The organism is Mesorhizobium sp. WSM4821, from assembly GCF_055901555.1.
Genome location: NZ_CM148371.1, coordinates 5,798,481 through 5,815,333, shown reverse-complemented (window position 1 = coordinate 5,815,333; position 16,853 = coordinate 5,798,481). Strand labels below are relative to the sequence as shown.

The window sequence follows — 16,853 nt, the reverse complement described above, 5'->3', positions numbered from 1 at the left end:
CCCGTCAGGCCCGCCGCTCTCTTCACCAACGGTCGTCAGGTGCGCCCAGCCCAAAGGGCGGAGTGAAGGCGGCCGAGTGAACCTGGCTGTAACGCTCCGCAACCTGTTCTCCAAATCGCAACGCATTGCTGGTGGCGAGGCGGGTGGCCTCAGGATCGTAACGCGAGCGGCGACCGAGATTTTGCGCGGGGCGGCGCCTACGAGCCGCCGGTCCAGCAGCACTTGCATCGAACCTGAACGCAGGTGACCAATGTCTACGACATCGATTGCGCCGCGCCGCGTGGGGGCGGCAGGGCGCGTCTGGGCATTTGAACCGGTGTCGCAAGGCGCTACCGCGATTGAGCAGAGCGCTCGGCCCAACAGGTTCGACACCATCTGCGTGTTCGCCGAGGCGGTCGGTCTGGATGCGCACCGCCCACAGGTGATCAATCGACGACGCCAGGCGCGAGGGCTTCGGCGCAAGGCCCGGGCGATCGCGTCGTTTATGGGATCGGTGGCCCGCCCGTCGGATAGACGCGTTTTCGCTCGCCGGACCGCCAGCGCAGGATCGGCAGCCGCATATGGATCGCGGGCTTCTCAACAAGATGCCAGCTGAGAAAGCCCGCGCAGACTGCTATAGGCAAGGTCAAGATCGTTAGCAGCATAGGCGTGATTGTCGGAACATACATGATCATCAGCTTCTGAATCGGCCATGCGTAGAGATACACGCCGTACGATATATCATTCTTTCGGTTAATCGAATTCAAGACGCTGTTCTCGTTTAGAAACGCCAGATACAGGAGCAGATAACCTCCAAACACGCCCACTGCCAGCGGCGCCAGCCGTTCCGAGAACATCCCGCCTATGAGAAGGATACAGCACAAAAGCGCTACCCGTTTGCTCCTCCTCAAATTCTCCTTGAGCAGCTGAAACAACGCCCCAATGGAAAATATCATCGTAAAACGTACGGCATCGTCCACATTACCGATGGGTTCAAAGTTTCCTAGATCGAAGCGAAAGTAGACACCTTGAGAAATTGAACTAACGAGGATTATTGCAAGTAAAACTGAGATGATCGAGAAGACAAGTGTGGCGTGACCGACACAGAATACCACGATTGCCACAAGCACATAACAGCGAAACTCGTATGCAATAGTCCATAGTGATCCATTAACATCTGGTGCATGGGAGCCGGCAAACGCCGATCCTACCTGCGCCGGGTTCAGCAAGAGCGCCATTTTGGAAAGCTTAGCCGCCCACCGGCTCGGAGAGAGTTCATCAAAGTCACCACCTCCCAGCCAAAATACCAGACTAATGCTGATCAAGTATGCCACAACAAATCCAGGAACTATACGAAGTACACGTCTGGACATGAAGGTGTAGATGCTGCTTCGCATGGCGCTGTCTAGCACGAGGAAGCCACTGATGAAGAAGAAGCCGTAAACAGCTACCTGACCTGACGTCAATGTACCGAAGATATTCTTCAGAAACTCACGATTCGAGTTCCCATCTATAAGTTCCGGTGAGTGAGATATGATAACAAGTGACGCAAATAGTAACCGGAATAAGCTTAGAGTGTTTGGCCTTCGCAAGTCGAAATCACTCATTTGGTCGCCCCCCGCGATGTGATCTCTTGCGTTGCGCCCATTGCGACTCAGCAAGGACAGCCGTTTTTGGGCGGAGCGCGTCAAAATAAGCTTAGAGACCACCAGCGGGCATTATAAGATCGTCCTTTGACTACCGAATACATCCTTTCGAAGGTATGTGCCACACGACGGAGTGGATTGATACCAACGGGTCTGAAGCAAGCGGAACAATGTTACTTTTATCATCGCTGCGATCGGAGACCGCGTTTCGGATGCAGGCCGTCACGATTTCTTCCGACTGTGCCCAAGTGCCGGCACACGCCAGCGGACAAGGCCAAGACCAAGCAGGGCCAGCGCCGTGAAGCCCGCGCCTGCCAGGAAGGTTATCTGCGGTCCAAAAGCGTCCCAGAGCATGCCTGCCAGCAGGCTGGCGGCCAGCAGCGCGAGCCCGCCTGACAGGTTGAACATCCCGAAGGCGGTACCTCTCAGCTCCGGCGGCGCGGTATCGGCGACGAGCGTTGCCAGAAGCCCTTGCGTGAGCCCCAGATGCAAACCCCACAGCGCCACACCCAGCGCGACACCGGCAGGGCTCTCAGGGAGCGCCAGCACAAGGTCCGCAGCAATCAGGATCAAGAAGCCGAAAATTAGCATCGTCAGGCGATTGACGCGATCGGAGAGCGCGCCGGCAGGATAGGCGGCGAGCGAGTAGACCGCATTCATGACCACGAGCACCAGGGGAGCGAGAACGATCGGCAAACCCATGTCTTGCGCGCGCAGTATGAGAAAGGCCTCGCTGAATCTGGCCAAGGTGAACACGGTGGCGACGCAGACAACGAGCCAGAAGGGCAAGCCCAGGCGCCGCAGCTCGGGCAGACTCAACGGCGCGCGCACCTTGCGCAGGTCTGCCGGTCGAGCCGGCTCACGCACGGCAATGAGAAGCACCGCGACCGCCAGGACGCCAGGAACAACAGCGGCCCAGAACACGGTCACAAACTGATTGGCACTGAGCCACATCAGGCCGATCGCCAGAAGCGGCCCGACGAACGCGCCAACCGTGTCAAGCGACTGGCGAAGCCCGAAACTGGCGCCGCGCGCATGAACCGGGGCGATGTCTGCAATCAGCGCATCACGGGGCGCACCGCGGATACCCTTGCCGATGCGGTCGACAAAACGTGCCGCCACCAGCCAGTCGACCGAGGCGGCCAGCGGGAAGACCGGCTTGGTGAGCGCAGCCAGCCCGTAACCGATGACAGCCAGCAGCTTGCGTTTCCCCAGCCAATCGGACAGCGCTCCGGAGAAGACCTTGGTGATGGCGGCCGCCGCTTCGGCGACGCCTTCGATGATGCCAACCATCACCATCGATGCCCCCATGACGGTCACCAGGTAAATCGGCAGCAAAGCGTGGATCATCTCCGACGAGACATCCATCAGCAGCGAGACGAAGCCAAGCTCCCAGATTCCGGTGGGGATGGAGCGAAGCGAGGCGGGGGTGCCTTGCGACGTCTCGAACTGTTTCATATTCCAGCCCTCAGCGGTTCGATACTGCCGCGATCGCGCCTTTCAAGATTTAAAGTAACGTCATGTCCATTCAGACCAACGTCAGGGCACGCTGTCGGGCGAACTGAGAAACCGCCCCCTCGGTCATGAGAGGCGGCATCGGCGACTTGGGATTTTGCCTTTTTCCCTGCATTGTCGAGAAGGATGCACGGAAAGGCGAGGCTTCAGCCATGAAGAGATGGCAGCGATGCCGCGGCTGCATGCGCTTGGCTGGGGAGTGAAGCGGCTGGCAAAGGAGTTGGATGCGCGCCATACGGCGGGTCGGCTCACGACCCGTTGCAGCCGATGACGGGAGCATCGGTGTGAGGCAGGCAGATCCGTCCATTGCGAACCTTCGCGATCAGTCTAGCCAAAGCTCCTGCTTGCGCTCTTCAAATCCGAGCACGCGCTTGCTGTCGGTCCACCGTGCAACCTCGCCCTCCATACCATCCGGGTCCTTGAAGGTCACCAGACGGACAGCGCCGAAATCTGTGATGGTCCCATCCGAAGCGCCGGCCTTCACCAGACGTCGTCTGACTTCCTGCAAGCGCTCTTCATCATCTACCTTAAGCGCGAGATGATCTATGTGACCTCTCTATCCCCATCTGCGTCGACCCATCTTCATACCCCGTTGGTTCCGGCATTTGGAACGGATGAAGGGCAAAGCCACCTCCCACGTCGATAAGCGAGTGACGAAGAGTGCGGCCACCGGGACCGGGCTCGGACAGATCGAACTTCGTTTCCGCGTCGAAGATTTCTTCATAGAAGCGAATGAAACGGTCCATATCGTGCGTGAACAACGTGAGATGGTGCGCACCAACGGTTACAGGCATATCGAGCCTCCCTTGCCGATAAGATAGTATGAAAAGCATACCTTTTCGTATTGATCCAGGCGACCTGGACCCACGATTGCGATGCTCAGTCGCTGAAAGGCACCAGCGTTTTTAGCAGAGAATGCTCGCGCGGTTCTGCCCCAAACATTGCTTGTCAGTTGGTGCGCCTAAAGCACGGTCACGACCAGGGCTGTGCAGACTTCCTTGCCATCGAGACGGTAGCTGTGGGGAACGCTTGAATCGAAATACATGGCGTCACCGGCGTTGAGCGACGTCTCCTCCCCGACCACATCGACCGCCAGGCGACCGCACAGAACGTAGATGAACTCCACGCTACCGTGCTGGTGCGGCTCCGACGGCGGCGCATCGAGCGGAAACTCGGCGTAAAAGGACTCCATTTTGCGGTTGGCTACCGGGTAATCCAGGCTTTCGAACAAGAATGTGGGTGGGGTCGCGTCCGGCGGCACGGGAAGCTTGAGCCGCTGTTCCTTCCGGACCACCGCGATGAGCGGCTTTTGCGTTTCGGCGGTAAAGAAATGGTCGAGGCCGACGCCGAATACCATCGCGATCCGAAGCAGGGTCGGGAGCGTGGGAAACATCTGGCCGCGCTCGATCTTCGACAGCAGAGCAGAAGAAAGGCCGGTGTGGGCGGCGAGCTGCACCAGTCCCAGTTTCTTCCTAAGCCGCAGCGCCTTCACGCGGGGGCCGATTCCATAGCGCGCGAGCTCGTTGGTGAGCGTGTCGGAAAGCACGTCGCAAACTCCTTTTCGTCCAGTGAAACATTTCTAGCCGAATTGTCGCCACGAGAAAATCAATTCTTTTATCACGAAAATTTTATTGGAAAGAAAATGAGTTTTCTCCAAATGACAATCCGTGCCGTTTGCATCGGCACATCGGTCCATCAACAGGAGAGCAATGCCCTGAAACTAAAAATCACGATTCTGGGCGCGGCGTTCGCCCTCGCAACCAGCGTCAGCGTGCTGGCCTCGGAAAGAGATATTGTGGATACCGCCGTTAAGGCGGGCCAGTTCAAGACCCTCGCAGCCGCGCTTGAAGCCGCAGGTCTCGTGTCCACCCTCAAGGGCGTTGGCCCGTTCACGGTCTTCGCTCCCACCGACGAAGCCTTTGCCAAGTTGCCCGCCGGTACGGTGGAAGACCTGCTGAAGCCGGAGAACAAGCAGCAACTCACTGATCTCCTGACCTATCACGTGGTCCCGGGGAAGGTGACCGCCGCAGATGTGGCAGGTTTGGATGAAGCCAAATCCGTGAACGGCAAGATGATCGACGTCGAAGTCGACGGCGGGTCCGTCAAAGTCAACGACGCCGTCGTCACTGCAACCGATGTCGCGGCGTCGAACGGCGTCATCCACATCATCGATAAGGTGATCCTGCCTCCGGAAGGCTGATAACCCAGCTCCAACCCAGGAAAATGACCATGAAGTTCATCAACATCCTGACCCTCATTCTCGTCATCGTGGGCGGGCTGAACTGGGGGCTTGTCGGCCTGTTCAGCTTCGATCTTGTGGCTGCGATCTTTGGAGCGGGCTCAGCGCTCGTCAGGATCGTTTACATCTTGGTAGGGCTTTCGGCGGCCTGGCAGCTCGTCCCGCTGTTTGCCTCGATGGGCTCCGGCGAACTGGCCGCAGAGCGAACCCGCTAACCCTGTGGAGGGGGCGGCTTCATAGGCAAACGGTCCCCTCCATCTCTGCCATATGGATAAATCCTTGCTCATGTTGATCGCATTTGGGGCCGCGAGCTTCGGCGCGGCGGCAACCGGCACGATATTTCGGCCGGGCAATTGGTACAAACAGCTCGACAAGCCGCTATGGCGGCCGCCGGATTGGCTGTTTGCGCCTGTCTGGATGGCGCTCTATGTGTCGATTGCCCTGTCGGGCTGGCTCGTCTGGCGCGAGGCAGGCATCGCCGGGGCGGCGCTGCCGCTCAGCATCTATGCATTGCAGCTTCTGCTCAACGCCGCATGGACGCCGATCTTCTTTGGGCTTCAGCGACCGGGCCTGGCGCTGGTGGAGATCGTGTTGCTCTGGGGCACGGTTGTCGCCACAATTGTCCTGTTCTACCCGGTGAGCGCGGCCGCGGCCTGGTTACTGATCCCCTACTTGGCCTGGCTGAGCTTCGCGTCAGCTCTCAACTTCTCCATCTGGCGACGCATACGCGCGAATACCGCCGCGAAGGGCGCTCGATGAAGCCGCGGTGGGTCGATGTGAAGGACCGGATCCAGCAGGGCTACCGGTATGCGCTGGTCGCGCCCGCCGGGGGTGACTTCCATCCCGATTTCCGGCCAGACCTGACGCCGGCGCAGATGCTGGCACTCGGGGTTTTCGGCGGTAAGTACATGACCGATTGCCGTGATGAATTCCCCCAAACCTGGTTCGCCAAAGCGCGCCTGTCGCCGCGGCGCAAAGATCCATCGCTCAACTGGTTCGGTGTGGATGCCAGCCAGCCGCTCAGCTTCTGGAGGGCCAAGGGTTGGATACATCCCGACGATCCGCGCGGCTGGTTCCAATGGTACTGTCGCTACTACCAAGGCCGTCGCGTGCTCGGCGAGGACGAGCGACAGATCGGCCGCTGGAAGGCAATACGCCGCCATGTCGGCCAGCTTCGCCGCGCCTGCAAGCCTGGTGATGGACGGTGCCGCCCGCGCCAGCGTCAAGCCTTGTTGCACTGGGCGTATGACAGTCGAGCGCTTTGAAAGGGAGTCTCGGCAAGTATGAGGCCTATACAGTCAACGCGAGTCCTTGGCTCTTAGGACATAACACCGCAAATGGCTCGCTATTGCTCGGTGTGTACACAGCCAAACCCTGTTCCTTAGTTGCCGCGGGAAGCGATAGGGCCGCGGCAAGATTACAGTCCTCTCCAATGTTCGTGTCGGCACTAGGAACTGATCCCGTGTCGGGGGATCCGAAAGAGATGCCCGGCCCATCAATGTCAAAAGAGCGGCCGTCAGACCAACGGCAGCCTTCCAGGTGCGGCGCGGAGACGCAGCCCAAAAAACCCGAGCAGCGCACGCTGCGCCCGCCTTTACCGGACCAGGCGAGAGCTTTCGGTACGGCGTCTGACCGTCTGCAATGTCGATACTTGTGTCCCGGACCGGTCGGTTTTTGTCGGACCAGGTGCCGACCAGAAAGATCAGAACACGAATTCGACGGACGTCAGCGGCCAGGAGCCGCGGGTCCATTCGATCGGTACGCCGTTGCGGTCTTCGTTGACAGCATTGATGCGGAATACGGGCGTTCCGGGCGTCAATCGCAGGATTTCCGCTTCATCGGGGGAGGCAAAGCCGCCGCTGATGCGCGTTTCCGCCCGCCGGTAGTTCTCGATACCATGCGCTCGGAAAACGTCGGTCACCGACTGACACGCGCCGTAACTCTGTTCGAAATCAGGAAACAGATGGGCTGGAAAGACCTTGGTGTTGACGTAAACCGGCTGCCTATCGGACGTTCTGATCCGGCACAGCCGGATAATGGTGGTATCAGGTGCGAGACGCAACCGCTCCGCCACGACCGGTTCGGCCGGCTCCCGAACAATCAGCAGCGTCTGGGTGCCGATTTCCTGGCCGTGGGCTGCGAAATTATCGAGAAAGCGCTGTCCGTCACGAACGGTGAACGTCGAGGGCAGGTTCCGCACGAAGATGCCGACGCCCTTGCGTGCGGTAAGGTGACCCTCGTGCTGTAACTGCTGCAGCGCCCGGCGAAGTGTGATGCGGGTGACCGCGAGTTTCTCCGCCAGATGAGTTTCTCCCGGCAGTTGGCTGCCTGGCGCAAGACAGCCGCTCTCGATCAGATTGAGGATGTGATCGTAGATCTGCTGCCAGATTGGCGTATCGCTACGCGGCCGGAAGACCAGGCCGTCAAAGGCCAGCAAGCGATTGCCGCTGCGCTCGTGTGTTGGAATTTTCGTATCCTGGTTCATGAGGCCTTGCTCACCGGCGACGACCGTTGTGCCGACCGTCGGTCTGCGCGGGCGAGTCCAGAGGAATAGACGATTTGTCCATGAACCATGGTGGCCACCACACGCGGATGCGCCGGATCGCCGGCATCGACGAGGATCAGATCCGCCCGGCGGCCGGCAACAAGCATTCCGCGGTCGTCGAGGCCGGCTACCCGGGCCGGGTTTGCCGAGACCAGATTCCAGATCGAGGGGAAGTCGCTGGCGCCTGGCGAAGACAGCCTGAAGGCAGCATGCAGGGGTGACGGATAGTGGTAGTCGCTGGTCAGCACCGTGCAGAGCCCGGCTCTGACGGCCTCTGTGGCATTCAGCGCACCATTGTGACTGCCGCCGCGCACGACATTGGGCGCGCCGAGGATCACATCCTCACCCATTTGCCGCGCGGCCCTCGCCGTCTCGAGCGTCAGCGGAAATTCCGAGGCCTTTGCGCCGAGATCGCGGAAATACGCACGTTCCTCGGGAGACGCTTCGTCATGGGCAAGAAGCACATTGCCATTGGCCCGTGCGGTCGCCGCCAGCTTCTCCATCGCGATCGCCACCTCGGCACGCCGCGACCAGATCTGGTCGAGCAACGTCATATATTCCTCCCGGCTCAAGCCGGATCGTTCCGCCATCTGGCCGATCTTGCGGGCGATCGCGCCGTTCAACACCGAGCCTGTCGTATGATCGTTGAAGGCGATGATCGGTCGCGGCGAAAGAGAGAGCCATTGTGTGACCTGCGCCATCTGATCAAGCGCGAAGGTCTCCCAGCGCAGATGCAGACGCGTATCGCAGCCAAGAGTGTCGCGGAGATCGCACAGCACGCCGATCAGGTGTTCGGCAGCTTCGAGCGAGCGAAGTCCAGGCTCCCACGACACCGTGACGCCGTGAAAGGCCGTGGTTACGCCATTGGCGACAAGCTGGCGGTCGGTGTCTTTGAGCGCCAGAGCGGTGTCGAAGCGGACGCCCGGCCGCGGCATGATTTGCCGCTCGAAGCCGTCGCCGTGGATATCGACGATTCCCGGCAGCACCAGCAGACCGTCGGCATCGATTATGGACGCATGGGCCGCTTGCACCTTTGACAGGATCCCGCCGGTAACATTCAGGTCTGCCGTTGCAAGCCCTCGGTCGGTAAGGATGCGACCGCTCTGAATATGCCAGTTCACTGTATTCCCTCGAAAAGAAAAGCCTGCCGGCGGCATCGGTGAAATGTCACGAGCACGTCATCTGCTGCGTATAGGGGTAGGCGGGTAACAGTTTCCTGTCTATACAGCAAAGGAAAAATGATGATCCGCACCATCGCAGCCGCGCTCGCCCTAACGTTTGCCTCCGCCCTCCCAGCTTTTGCGGAACCGGTGAAATTCGCGGTAACCGACATGGAGGGACTGGAGGCCCTTCAGCAGGAATTCGGCGCCTTCCAGACCGCTCTTGAAGAGGCGACCGGCCTGGACATCGAACTGTTTCCGGTCAGTTCGCGCACCACTGCCGTCGAGGCCATGAAATCCGGGCAGGTCGATCTTGTCCTGACCGGTCCTGCTGAATACGTCATCATGAAGGAATTGGACGAGCCGAAGATTGTTGTTGCCTGGCAGCGCCCCGATTACTTCGCTCAGATCGCCGTACTGGCAAATGGGCCGATCCGCTCGATTGAGGACTTGAAGGGCAAGAAGGTCGCATTCGGCTCGATCGGCTCCACCTCCCAGCACCTCGGCCCCGCCCAGGCGCTGGCCGATTTCAACCTGAAATATGCCACCGATTACGAACCGGTGATCATATCGCGCAACATCGCGGCCGAGGCTCTCATCCGCGGCGACATCGCCGCTATAGGCTTGAATTTCGGCTATCTGAACTCGGTCCGTGAAGCGTTCCCTAACGTCGCCTTCTCGGTAATCGCACGAGGCCGTGATCTGCCGAACGACATCCTTGTCGCTCGCAAGGACATTTCAGACGACGTCTTCGTCAAGGTCCGCGATGCCTTTGCGAAAAACGGCAACGAACTGATGAAGGCGATCCTGACAGGCGAAGACAACCAGAAATTCAAGGGCGGTTTCTTCCTCACTGACATCAAGGATTCGGACTATGATTATGTCCGCTCGATGTATCGCACGATCGGGATCGAGACCCTCACCGACTTCGTGAACTGAGGCCTGCGCCGTTTGCTTCGTCGCAAAAGCCGGCGGCTAACCGCCGGCTTGCTTCCAATCCCGGTCCGGTCAGGGCCAAGAGGGGTCACCATGACAGCAATCATTCGCGCGCACGACCTTGCGAAGAGCTATCCGAATGGAAAGGCCATTTTCTCCAATATCGGCCTCGACATAGCATCGCGCGAACGGGTTGCCTTGATTGGCTCGAACGGCGCTGGAAAATCCACGCTGCTCAAATGCCTGATCGGCCTTTTGCCGTCGAGCGGTGGTGAGGTCGTCACCCTGGGCGAAAGTTTCCGTTCGGCGCCATCCGCCGCCCAGCTGCGGCGCATACGCCGGCAGATCGGATTTGTCTTCCAGCACCACGGACTGGTTAGCCGCCAATCCGTTCTAACAAACGTTTTGCAGGGGAAGCTCGGACTGCCCGGCGCCTGGCGCGGCTGGCACCATTCCATCGCAAGGCAACACTGGCGCGAGGAGGCAATGCAGGCGCTCGCCGACGTGCGGCTTCTCGGCAAGGCAGGCGCCCGCGCCGACGCGCTTTCTGGAGGGCAGGCGCAGCGGGTGGCGATCGCTCGGGCGCTGATCCGGCGTCCGAAGCTCTTGTTGGCAGACGAGCCGGCGGCAAGTCTCGATCCGGCGGCTGGACGCGATGTGATGCGCGTTTTTTCCGAGCTCACCCAGGAACACGGAATTACCTTGGTCTACACCACACACGATATGGAACATGCGCTCGACTATTCCGATCGCATGATCGCGCTCAAGGCGGGCAGGATCTTCTTCGACCGGCCAACAGCGCAGGTGGCCCATGCTGATCTGAAAGACGTCTTCGATGCATGACCGCCTTTCGCCGAGCCGGGTTCCATCGATCTCGCCCCTCACTTTCAGCTTTGCCGTCGCTTTGGTCGCTCTCGTGATCGTTTCCGCCGGGCAGGTTGCACCTTCGCCGGAACAATTGGCAGGCGGAGCACCCCGCATGGCCAATCTCGTCGGCCGCATGATACCCCCAAATATCGAGCCGGGTTTCCTCCTGCGGGTTTTCTGGCGCATGATCGAAACCTTTCAGATAGCGCTCGTGGGAACAGCAATCGGCGTCGTCCTGAGCCTGCCATTTGCCTGGCTCTCGGCCAAGGACATAACCCCGCTCGGCCCGTTCCGGCATGTCTCCAGGATGCTGGTTTCGTTGTTCAGGACCGTTCCAGATCTGGTCTGGGCGCTTCTTTTCGTGTCCGCCGTTGGTCTCGGGGCGGTTGCCGGGACCATGACCATCATCGTCGATACGATCGGTTTTTGCGGGCGGTTTTTCGCCGAGGCGATGGAGGATGCCGACAAGAGACCTCAGGAAGCGCTGTTTGCTATCGGCGCCGGGCGGTTCTCGGTCCTCTGCGGGGCAGTCCTGCCTGACGCCATGCCGTCCTTGATAAACACCACGCTTTTTGCGCTTGAAAAGGCAGTGCGTTCGTCCGTGGTTCTCGGCCTTGTCGGAGCAGGTGGCATCGGCCAGGAACTGAAGGTCGCGTTCGATCTTTTCCAATACAAGAATGCCTCGACCATTATTCTCGTGATCTTCGTCATCGTTGTTTTGATGGAGTTCGTGACGGATCGCTTGCGCGCAAAGGTCCAGTAGTCGCAAGGCCAGCCGCGAGGCGCGGGGCACGTTGATCCTGATCAATGAAGGCGCACGGTACCGCTTTTAGTTTGGCCATCGCGGCTCGTGCATATCGGGCCGATCCATCTATCGGCCTTACCTCTCAACAGGAGTGCGAACATGCAACCCGCAGCATATCAGCCCGATTTCTTCTCGCCAGGCATGGCCAACAGCCAAAAGGCCTTTCTCGCCGCCTCCCGCCTCCAGGCGCAAGCGTTCAAGGCGATCATGCGCTACCAGATCGAAACGCTTTCCTTCCTGAAGCACCGCTACGAGCAGGACGTGAAACTGGTCGACGATCTCGTCGCCAGCGACGAGTTCAGCGATGTCTTCGACGTGTTCAGCAGCTTCGTGCAGAACGCGACGTCGGAATATGCCAGGGAAGCCGGCAAGGTCGCTTCGATCGGTTCAAGGCTCGCTACGGAAGCAGCGAACCGCGCCCGCAAACAGGCCGAAGACACGATCGAGGATATGGCGGCAAAAACGATCGCATAGGATCGGCTGAACGTGCCCGCCGCATGTGCCGGGCCGCCACTATCAAAACAAACCCGCCTTCAGTCGGGCGGCGAGCAGATCCGCGCACCTCCGGGGTCGTTGCAGAGGCACCCGCGTAGGTTGCCAAAGCAGTTGGATAGGCATTCTTTCGGCCTCGAATTCAGCAAGGACGATCTCCACCGCTTTCCGTTCGACGAGATCGGCCTCGCTTCGCGCCTGCAGGATCTCTGCCAACGCCGGCTGGATGCGCTCGTAAGACGCTCGGCCAGCCGCGGTCGGCTCCGTTTTTTCGCGTCGACCGCTTGATCAGTTCGACGCCAACGGCGCTCTCGAGCGCCAGAAGCGACCTGTTCACGGACTGCAGCGACCGGCGCAGGTGGCGTGAGGCGGCCGCCTGGCTGCCTTTTTCTACGACGGCCAGAAACGCCGCCTAAACTCTTTACTAAATTATCGAACTTGACGAACTTGCTTTTTGTCTCCACATCGGTGGGAAACAGGAGGTTGCCGTCATGGCCGTTCCAAAGCGCAGCAATCACAACGTGAATCCGTCCCGTGCGGGAGTCACGACAATGGCGTTCACCACGAAGCCTTCGCAGTCGGACTTCAAGAAGGTGCTGCTCGAACGCTATCAGGAAGCAATCGCACGCAGCCGCAAGATCGGTCATCGAGTCTGGTTCCGGGTGGAAGTCGACCTCGCGGCCGGCGCCCAGACAATCACCCCGGTCGAGGAACAGACTGTTGCTTCGGATGAAGCGTTTCCCGTCGAGAAAACGGGCAAGCCCGATGCTGAACTTAAAGCGGCGCTCGCCGAAGCGCGTGGGCGCGGCCGCAAGCGTGTCGCCGAAATTGTTGCCGGCGATGACATGCTGAGCGCGGATGCCTTTTCCAAGCTGATCGGCACATCCCGGGTGACGGTCAATGCCAAGCGGCAGAGCGGGCAGGTACTCGGGATCGATGGTGCCAAGCGCGGCTTCCGCTTTCCCGTTTGGCAGCTCGACAAGGATGGCCGGCCGTTCGGTGAGTTGCCAACGCTCCACGCGACGTTGGGCAATAATGCCTGGGCTGTCTACCGGTTTTTGGTGTCACCTCATGGCGCGCTCGATGGGCGGACGGGTCTTCGTGCCCTTCAGCAAGGCGATGACGCTTCGGTGTTGGCTGCGGCTGAAGGTATGGCCAGGGGCGATTTCGACTGAATGCCTGGCGTTCCACCTCCACCCGATTTCGCGCGCGCAAGCTCGAAATAGAGACCATACCGCGGGGTCGGACGTTCGGTCGGATCTACTGGCGCCTATCCTGATCCGCTGGGGTGCGGAAAATCGCCGAGCCGGTTCAGCGATCCGCGGCGCCGCGTTGCTGCCAACCGCTTCGGCGTTCTCTATCTCGCGACTCCCTGAAAGTATGCTTTCTCGAAGTTGTTCTCCGCGACCGCCGCGAAGGACTGGTCGGCGATCTTCCGATCGATGAGGCGGAGCTGACCCAACGCCGTTATGCGGAGATCGCGACCACCGCGGACCTTCGCCTTGTCGACCTCAGGGATGACAATGCCGTCCGAATGGGCGTGCCGACGGATGTCGTTCGGGCGCAGCGCCAGAACTTGGCTCGCCGATGGTCGGTGGCGTTTCACGAGCACCCAGCCCAGCCTGACGGGATCATTTATCCATCGCGCCTCAACGGGGCGACCAATCTCGCTGTCTACGATCGTTCGATTGCAAAGCTTCAGCCGAAGCGCGTTGTGACGCTTCTAGGCGCGCCAGGGTTGGCTCAGGTTCTCGATGATTTCAGGGTCGGCTTGGCGTAAGGGAGCAGTTCGCACGCGCCTCGTTGGTGAGGGTCGCTGGGCGCCGGGAGCGGGCCAGTCCGACATGTGTTCAACCGACTACAAATAGGCCGTCGCAAGCGGACGATCAGCTTCAAAGCTGATCATTGGGCAAGCGGAGGCGCCCCCACGTTTCGATCGCGCTGTCGAGCTACCCGGTCCGCTCACCCCTGTTTAAACTAATCATGTACGGGCGCGACGGGCTGGCCGGCAGCGAGCGCGAGCTGGGCATGGTCGCTGCTTCCGTCGTCAACCGCTGCGTATACTGCGCCGCGGTGCGCGGCTCGCGCTTCAACAACCTGACGAAACGGACGAACGTCATCGAAGCTGTCTTCGCCGATGGTCTTGAGGCAACGCTCGACGAGCACCTCCAAACAATATTCGGCTTCCAGGCACGCCTGTCGACCACGCCACCCGAGGCAACCGCGGCCGACGCTCAGGCGCTGGTCGACGTCGGGGCGAGCTGGAGTGTCTCGACCTGGTCCTGTCCGCTGCTATCTTCGGCTGGGCGAACCGCTTGATGGATACGCTCGGCGAGCCGATGAGGGATTGATACTACAGACGGCCCAGGCTGAAGGCGTGCAATCGATCAGCTGCCTCGATTGCCTCAAAGCAGTCATTGAGTACGCTGCAGCAGCCGCCTAACGGCGGGCCGCGACCCGGTAGCCGACACTCAGAGGCTAACTGCCCGCCACAGGTCAACGGCTGTCATTCGAGCACGACCCATAGGCTGTTGCAAGCAAACCGGAACTGCCACAGACGGCCCTGACGCTGTTGGCAGCGGCATCTCGAGTGGACATAATGAAACCTTCTGATTTTTAGGCCGTTATCGCCGTTATGTCCGAGGCTAAACTCAAGCTGAAATCGGCCGACGGCCCCAAATCGCGCCATACCGAAAAGTCACGCCAGGAGCAGGCATCAACCGTCGAAGTCGCATCCGAGATCAGCGGCGAGGCGACGCCGCCGCCGGATTTCATCGAACCCGATCCTCAACTGACGCCCGAGCAGGCCGAGCAGGCGCGCAAGAAATATTTGCTGAAACGCTTCTGGATCAGTGCTCGCGGTTATTGGGGGCGCGGCAGCGACCGGCTCGCCTGGCCGTTCACGATCGGGCTGTTGATCCTGATATGCGTCAATGTCGGCTTCCAGTATGGGATCAACGTCTGGAACCGCGCGATTTTCGACGCGCTTGAGCAGCGCAATGCCCACACCGTATATTTTCTGAGCGCCGTTTTCGTGCCGCTGGTGCTTGGAAGCGGAAGCCTTGTCGTTGCACAGGTCTTCCTTCGCATGACGATCCAGCGCCGCTGGCGCTCCTGGCTTACCACTGCGGTAATCGCGCGCTGGCTCGCCAACGGCCGTTACTATCAGTTGAACCTCGTCGGCGGCGACCACCAGAATCCCGAAGCCCGCATATCGGAGGATCTGCGAATTGCCACTGAATCCCCTGTCGACTTCATCGCTGGCGTCCTCAACGCGTTTCTGTCGGCCTCGACCTTTATCGTCGTGCTGTGGACGATTGGTGGAGCCCTGACCCTGACGATCGCAGGCTCGAGCGTCACTGTTCCTGGCTTCCTCGTCATCACGGCGGTGATCTATGCCGCGATCACATCCACCTCGATGGCGGTCATCGGCCGCCATTTCGTCCATCTCTCCGAGGAAAAAAATCAGGCGGAAGCCGAATTCCGCTACACGCTGACGCGCGTGCGGGAAAACGGGGAGAGCATCGCATTGCTCGGCGGCGAGGAGGAGGAGCGCAGCGGCATCGACAAGAATTTCGGCCATGTGCTCAGGCAATGGGCGCTGCTCACAGGCCAGCACATGCGCACGGCGCTGGTATCGCAGGGGTCGAGCCTGTTTGCGCCGGTCGTGCCGATCTTGCTTTGCGCTCCGAAGTTTCTCGAAGGAAGCATGACCCTTGGTCAGGTCATGCAGGCTGCCTCCGCCTTTGCCATCGTGCAGGGCGCGTTCGGGTGGCTGGTCGACAACTACCCCCGTCTCGCCGACTGGAACGCCTCCGCACGGCGCATCGCCTCGCTAATGATGTCGCTCGACGGGCTCGAGCGCGCGGAACAGAGCGACGCCCTGGGACGCATCCAGCGTGGCGAAACCGAAGACGATGCGATGCTCAGCCTCGACAATCTCTCCGTCACGCTCGATGACGGCACCTCCGTGGTCAAGGAAACCGAGGTCGTGATCGAACCGGGCGAGCGGGTGCTCGTGGCTGGCGAATCCGGGTCAGGCAAGAGCACGCTGGTACGGGCCGTCGCGGGTCTATGGCCGTGGGGCGGCGGCAGCGTCAATTTTCACTCCAAGAGGCGACTGTTCATGTTGCCGCAGCGGCCCTACATCCCCTCAGGCACGCTTCGCCGCGCAGTCGCCTATCCAGCCGCCGCCGACAACTGGACGATTAAAAAGATCAAGGCTGCCCTCGACAAGGTGGGCCTCGCCTATCTCGCCGACAAGATCGAGGAAGACGCACCATGGGACCAGACCCTATCGGGCGGCGAAAAGCAGCGGCTCGCCTTCGCACGGCTCCTTTTGCACAGTCCCGATATCATCGTGTTGGATGAAGCAACCTCGGCGCTCGATGAAAAGAGCCAGGGCAAGATGATGGAGATGATCATCCACGAATTGCCGAAGGTCACCATTATAAGCGTGGCGCACCGAGCCGAACTGGAAGCCTTCCACAGCCGCAAGATCACATTGGAGCGGCGCAGGGGCGGCGCGAAGCTTGTCAGCGATATCGATCTCGTGCGGCGCAAGGGAAGGCGAAACTTGCTTGTGCGCCTTCTGAGACGCCGGCGCCTCGATCGAAAGGCAGCACGACCTTGAGCAAAGCGGCGCTGCCTCAGAAAAAGTGAAGACCGC

Annotated in this window: 18 protein-coding genes and 2 pseudogenes; 12 read left to right on the top strand and 8 right to left on the bottom strand. The window is 60.2% G+C overall.

Annotation, left to right across the window (positions count from 1 at the left end; translation table 11 throughout):
- Positions 1 to 482 precede the first annotated feature (482 nt).
- The 5 genes from AC0NID_RS28495 to AC0NID_RS28475 all read right to left on the bottom strand — a co-directional run bounded on the left by AC0NID_RS28495 (position 483) and on the right by AC0NID_RS28475 (position 4,686).
- Entirely contained in the window at positions 483 to 1,586 is a 1,104-nt protein-coding gene (locus tag AC0NID_RS28495) for an acyltransferase family protein (RefSeq protein ID WP_473455785.1), read from the bottom strand.
- A 261-nt stretch (positions 1,587 to 1,847) separates the two neighbouring features.
- Positions 1,848 to 3,083: an MFS transporter gene (locus AC0NID_RS28490; RefSeq protein ID WP_473455783.1), complete on the bottom strand. Its 1,236-nt coding sequence runs from the start codon at positions 3,081 to 3,083 to the stop codon at positions 1,848 to 1,850.
- Between the two features lie 379 nt (positions 3,084 to 3,462).
- The gene (locus tag AC0NID_RS28485; RefSeq protein ID WP_473455782.1) at positions 3,463 to 3,648 is read right to left on the bottom strand and encodes a hypothetical protein; all 186 of its coding nucleotides are present in this window, start codon (positions 3,646 to 3,648) and stop codon (positions 3,463 to 3,465) included.
- A 19-nt stretch (positions 3,649 to 3,667) separates the two neighbouring features.
- The gene (locus AC0NID_RS28480; RefSeq protein ID WP_473455875.1) at positions 3,668 to 3,886 is read right to left on the bottom strand and encodes a hypothetical protein; all 219 of its coding nucleotides are present in this window, start codon (positions 3,884 to 3,886) and stop codon (positions 3,668 to 3,670) included.
- Positions 3,887 to 4,101: 215 nt separating this feature from the next.
- Positions 4,102 to 4,686, bottom strand: a complete 585-nt coding sequence (locus AC0NID_RS28475) for a helix-turn-helix domain-containing protein (protein WP_473455781.1) — start codon at positions 4,684 to 4,686, stop codon at positions 4,102 to 4,104.
- A gap of 96 nt (positions 4,687 to 4,782) precedes the next feature.
- Between AC0NID_RS28475 and AC0NID_RS28470 the strand changes: the two genes are divergently transcribed.
- From AC0NID_RS28470 to AC0NID_RS28455, 4 genes are all read left to right on the top strand, one after another.
- A complete protein-coding gene (locus tag AC0NID_RS28470) occupies positions 4,783 to 5,340 on the top strand; it encodes a fasciclin domain-containing protein (protein WP_473455780.1) in 558 nt (185 codons plus the stop codon).
- 29 nt (positions 5,341 to 5,369) lie between these two features.
- Positions 5,370 to 5,594 carry a DUF378 domain-containing protein gene (locus AC0NID_RS28465; RefSeq protein ID WP_473455778.1) on the top strand — a complete coding sequence of 75 codons (225 nt, stop codon included), beginning with the start codon at positions 5,370 to 5,372 and terminating at the stop codon, positions 5,592 to 5,594.
- 70 nt (positions 5,595 to 5,664) lie between these two features.
- Positions 5,665 to 6,138, top strand: a complete 474-nt coding sequence (locus tag AC0NID_RS28460; protein WP_473455777.1) for a TspO/MBR family protein — start codon at positions 5,665 to 5,667, stop codon at positions 6,136 to 6,138.
- Positions 6,135 to 6,644, top strand: a complete 510-nt coding sequence (locus tag AC0NID_RS28455) for a hypothetical protein (protein WP_473455776.1) — start codon at positions 6,135 to 6,137, stop codon at positions 6,642 to 6,644. The genes AC0NID_RS28460 and AC0NID_RS28455 overlap by 4 nt, the downstream gene beginning before the upstream one ends.
- A gap of 437 nt (positions 6,645 to 7,081) precedes the next feature.
- On the opposite strand, the gene phnF is transcribed toward AC0NID_RS28455, so the two are convergent.
- A complete protein-coding gene (phnF, locus tag AC0NID_RS28450) occupies positions 7,082 to 7,864 on the bottom strand; it encodes a phosphonate metabolism transcriptional regulator PhnF (RefSeq protein WP_473455775.1) in 783 nt (260 codons plus the stop codon).
- Complete coding sequence (locus AC0NID_RS28445; protein ID WP_473455774.1) at positions 7,861 to 9,045, bottom strand: alpha-D-ribose 1-methylphosphonate 5-triphosphate diphosphatase; 1,185 nt, start codon at positions 9,043 to 9,045, stop codon at positions 7,861 to 7,863. The genes phnF and AC0NID_RS28445 overlap by 4 nt, the downstream gene beginning before the upstream one ends.
- 120 nt (positions 9,046 to 9,165) lie before the next feature.
- Here AC0NID_RS28445 and AC0NID_RS28440 point away from each other — a divergent pair, with 120 nt between their 5' ends.
- From AC0NID_RS28440 to AC0NID_RS28425, 4 genes are all read left to right on the top strand, one after another.
- The gene (locus AC0NID_RS28440) at positions 9,166 to 10,023 is read left to right on the top strand and encodes a PhnD/SsuA/transferrin family substrate-binding protein (protein WP_473455773.1); all 858 of its coding nucleotides are present in this window, start codon (positions 9,166 to 9,168) and stop codon (positions 10,021 to 10,023) included.
- Positions 10,024 to 10,113: 90 nt separating this feature from the next.
- Positions 10,114 to 10,863 carry a phosphonate ABC transporter ATP-binding protein gene (locus AC0NID_RS28435; RefSeq protein WP_473455772.1) on the top strand — a complete coding sequence of 250 codons (750 nt, stop codon included), beginning with the start codon at positions 10,114 to 10,116 and terminating at the stop codon, positions 10,861 to 10,863.
- On the top strand, positions 10,856 to 11,650 hold the full coding sequence (gene phnE / locus AC0NID_RS28430) for a phosphonate ABC transporter, permease protein PhnE (protein WP_473455770.1): 795 nt from the start codon (positions 10,856 to 10,858) through the stop codon (positions 11,648 to 11,650). Before AC0NID_RS28435 ends, phnE begins: the two co-directional genes overlap by 8 nt.
- A 141-nt stretch (positions 11,651 to 11,791) precedes the next feature.
- Positions 11,792 to 12,166, top strand: a complete 375-nt coding sequence (locus AC0NID_RS28425; RefSeq protein ID WP_473455769.1) for a phasin family protein — start codon at positions 11,792 to 11,794, stop codon at positions 12,164 to 12,166.
- A gap of 160 nt (positions 12,167 to 12,326) precedes the next feature.
- Here AC0NID_RS28425 and AC0NID_RS28420 read toward each other — a convergent pair whose 3' ends face one another.
- Positions 12,327 to 12,542: a hypothetical protein gene (locus tag AC0NID_RS28420; RefSeq protein ID WP_473455874.1), complete on the bottom strand. Its 216-nt coding sequence runs from the start codon at positions 12,540 to 12,542 to the stop codon at positions 12,327 to 12,329.
- A gap of 133 nt (positions 12,543 to 12,675) precedes the next feature.
- On the opposite strand from AC0NID_RS28420, the gene AC0NID_RS28415 reads away from it, so the two are divergent.
- From AC0NID_RS28415 to AC0NID_RS28400, 4 genes and pseudogenes are all read left to right on the top strand, one after another.
- A complete protein-coding gene (locus AC0NID_RS28415) occupies positions 12,676 to 13,359 on the top strand; it encodes an XRE family transcriptional regulator (protein ID WP_473455768.1) in 684 nt (227 codons plus the stop codon).
- A 113-nt stretch (positions 13,360 to 13,472) separates the two neighbouring features.
- Positions 13,473 to 13,964 (top strand): RES family NAD+ phosphorylase, encoded by a 492-nt coding sequence (locus AC0NID_RS28410; protein ID WP_473455767.1) that lies wholly within the window; start codon positions 13,473 to 13,475, stop codon positions 13,962 to 13,964.
- A 176-nt stretch (positions 13,965 to 14,140) separates the two neighbouring features.
- Positions 14,141 to 14,535 (top strand): annotated as a pseudogene (locus tag AC0NID_RS28405) (peroxidase-related enzyme); the annotation flags it as partial.
- 284 nt (positions 14,536 to 14,819) lie between these two features.
- Positions 14,820 to 16,846 (top strand): annotated as a pseudogene (locus AC0NID_RS28400) (ABC transporter ATP-binding protein/permease).
- Positions 16,847 to 16,853 lie beyond the last annotated feature (7 nt).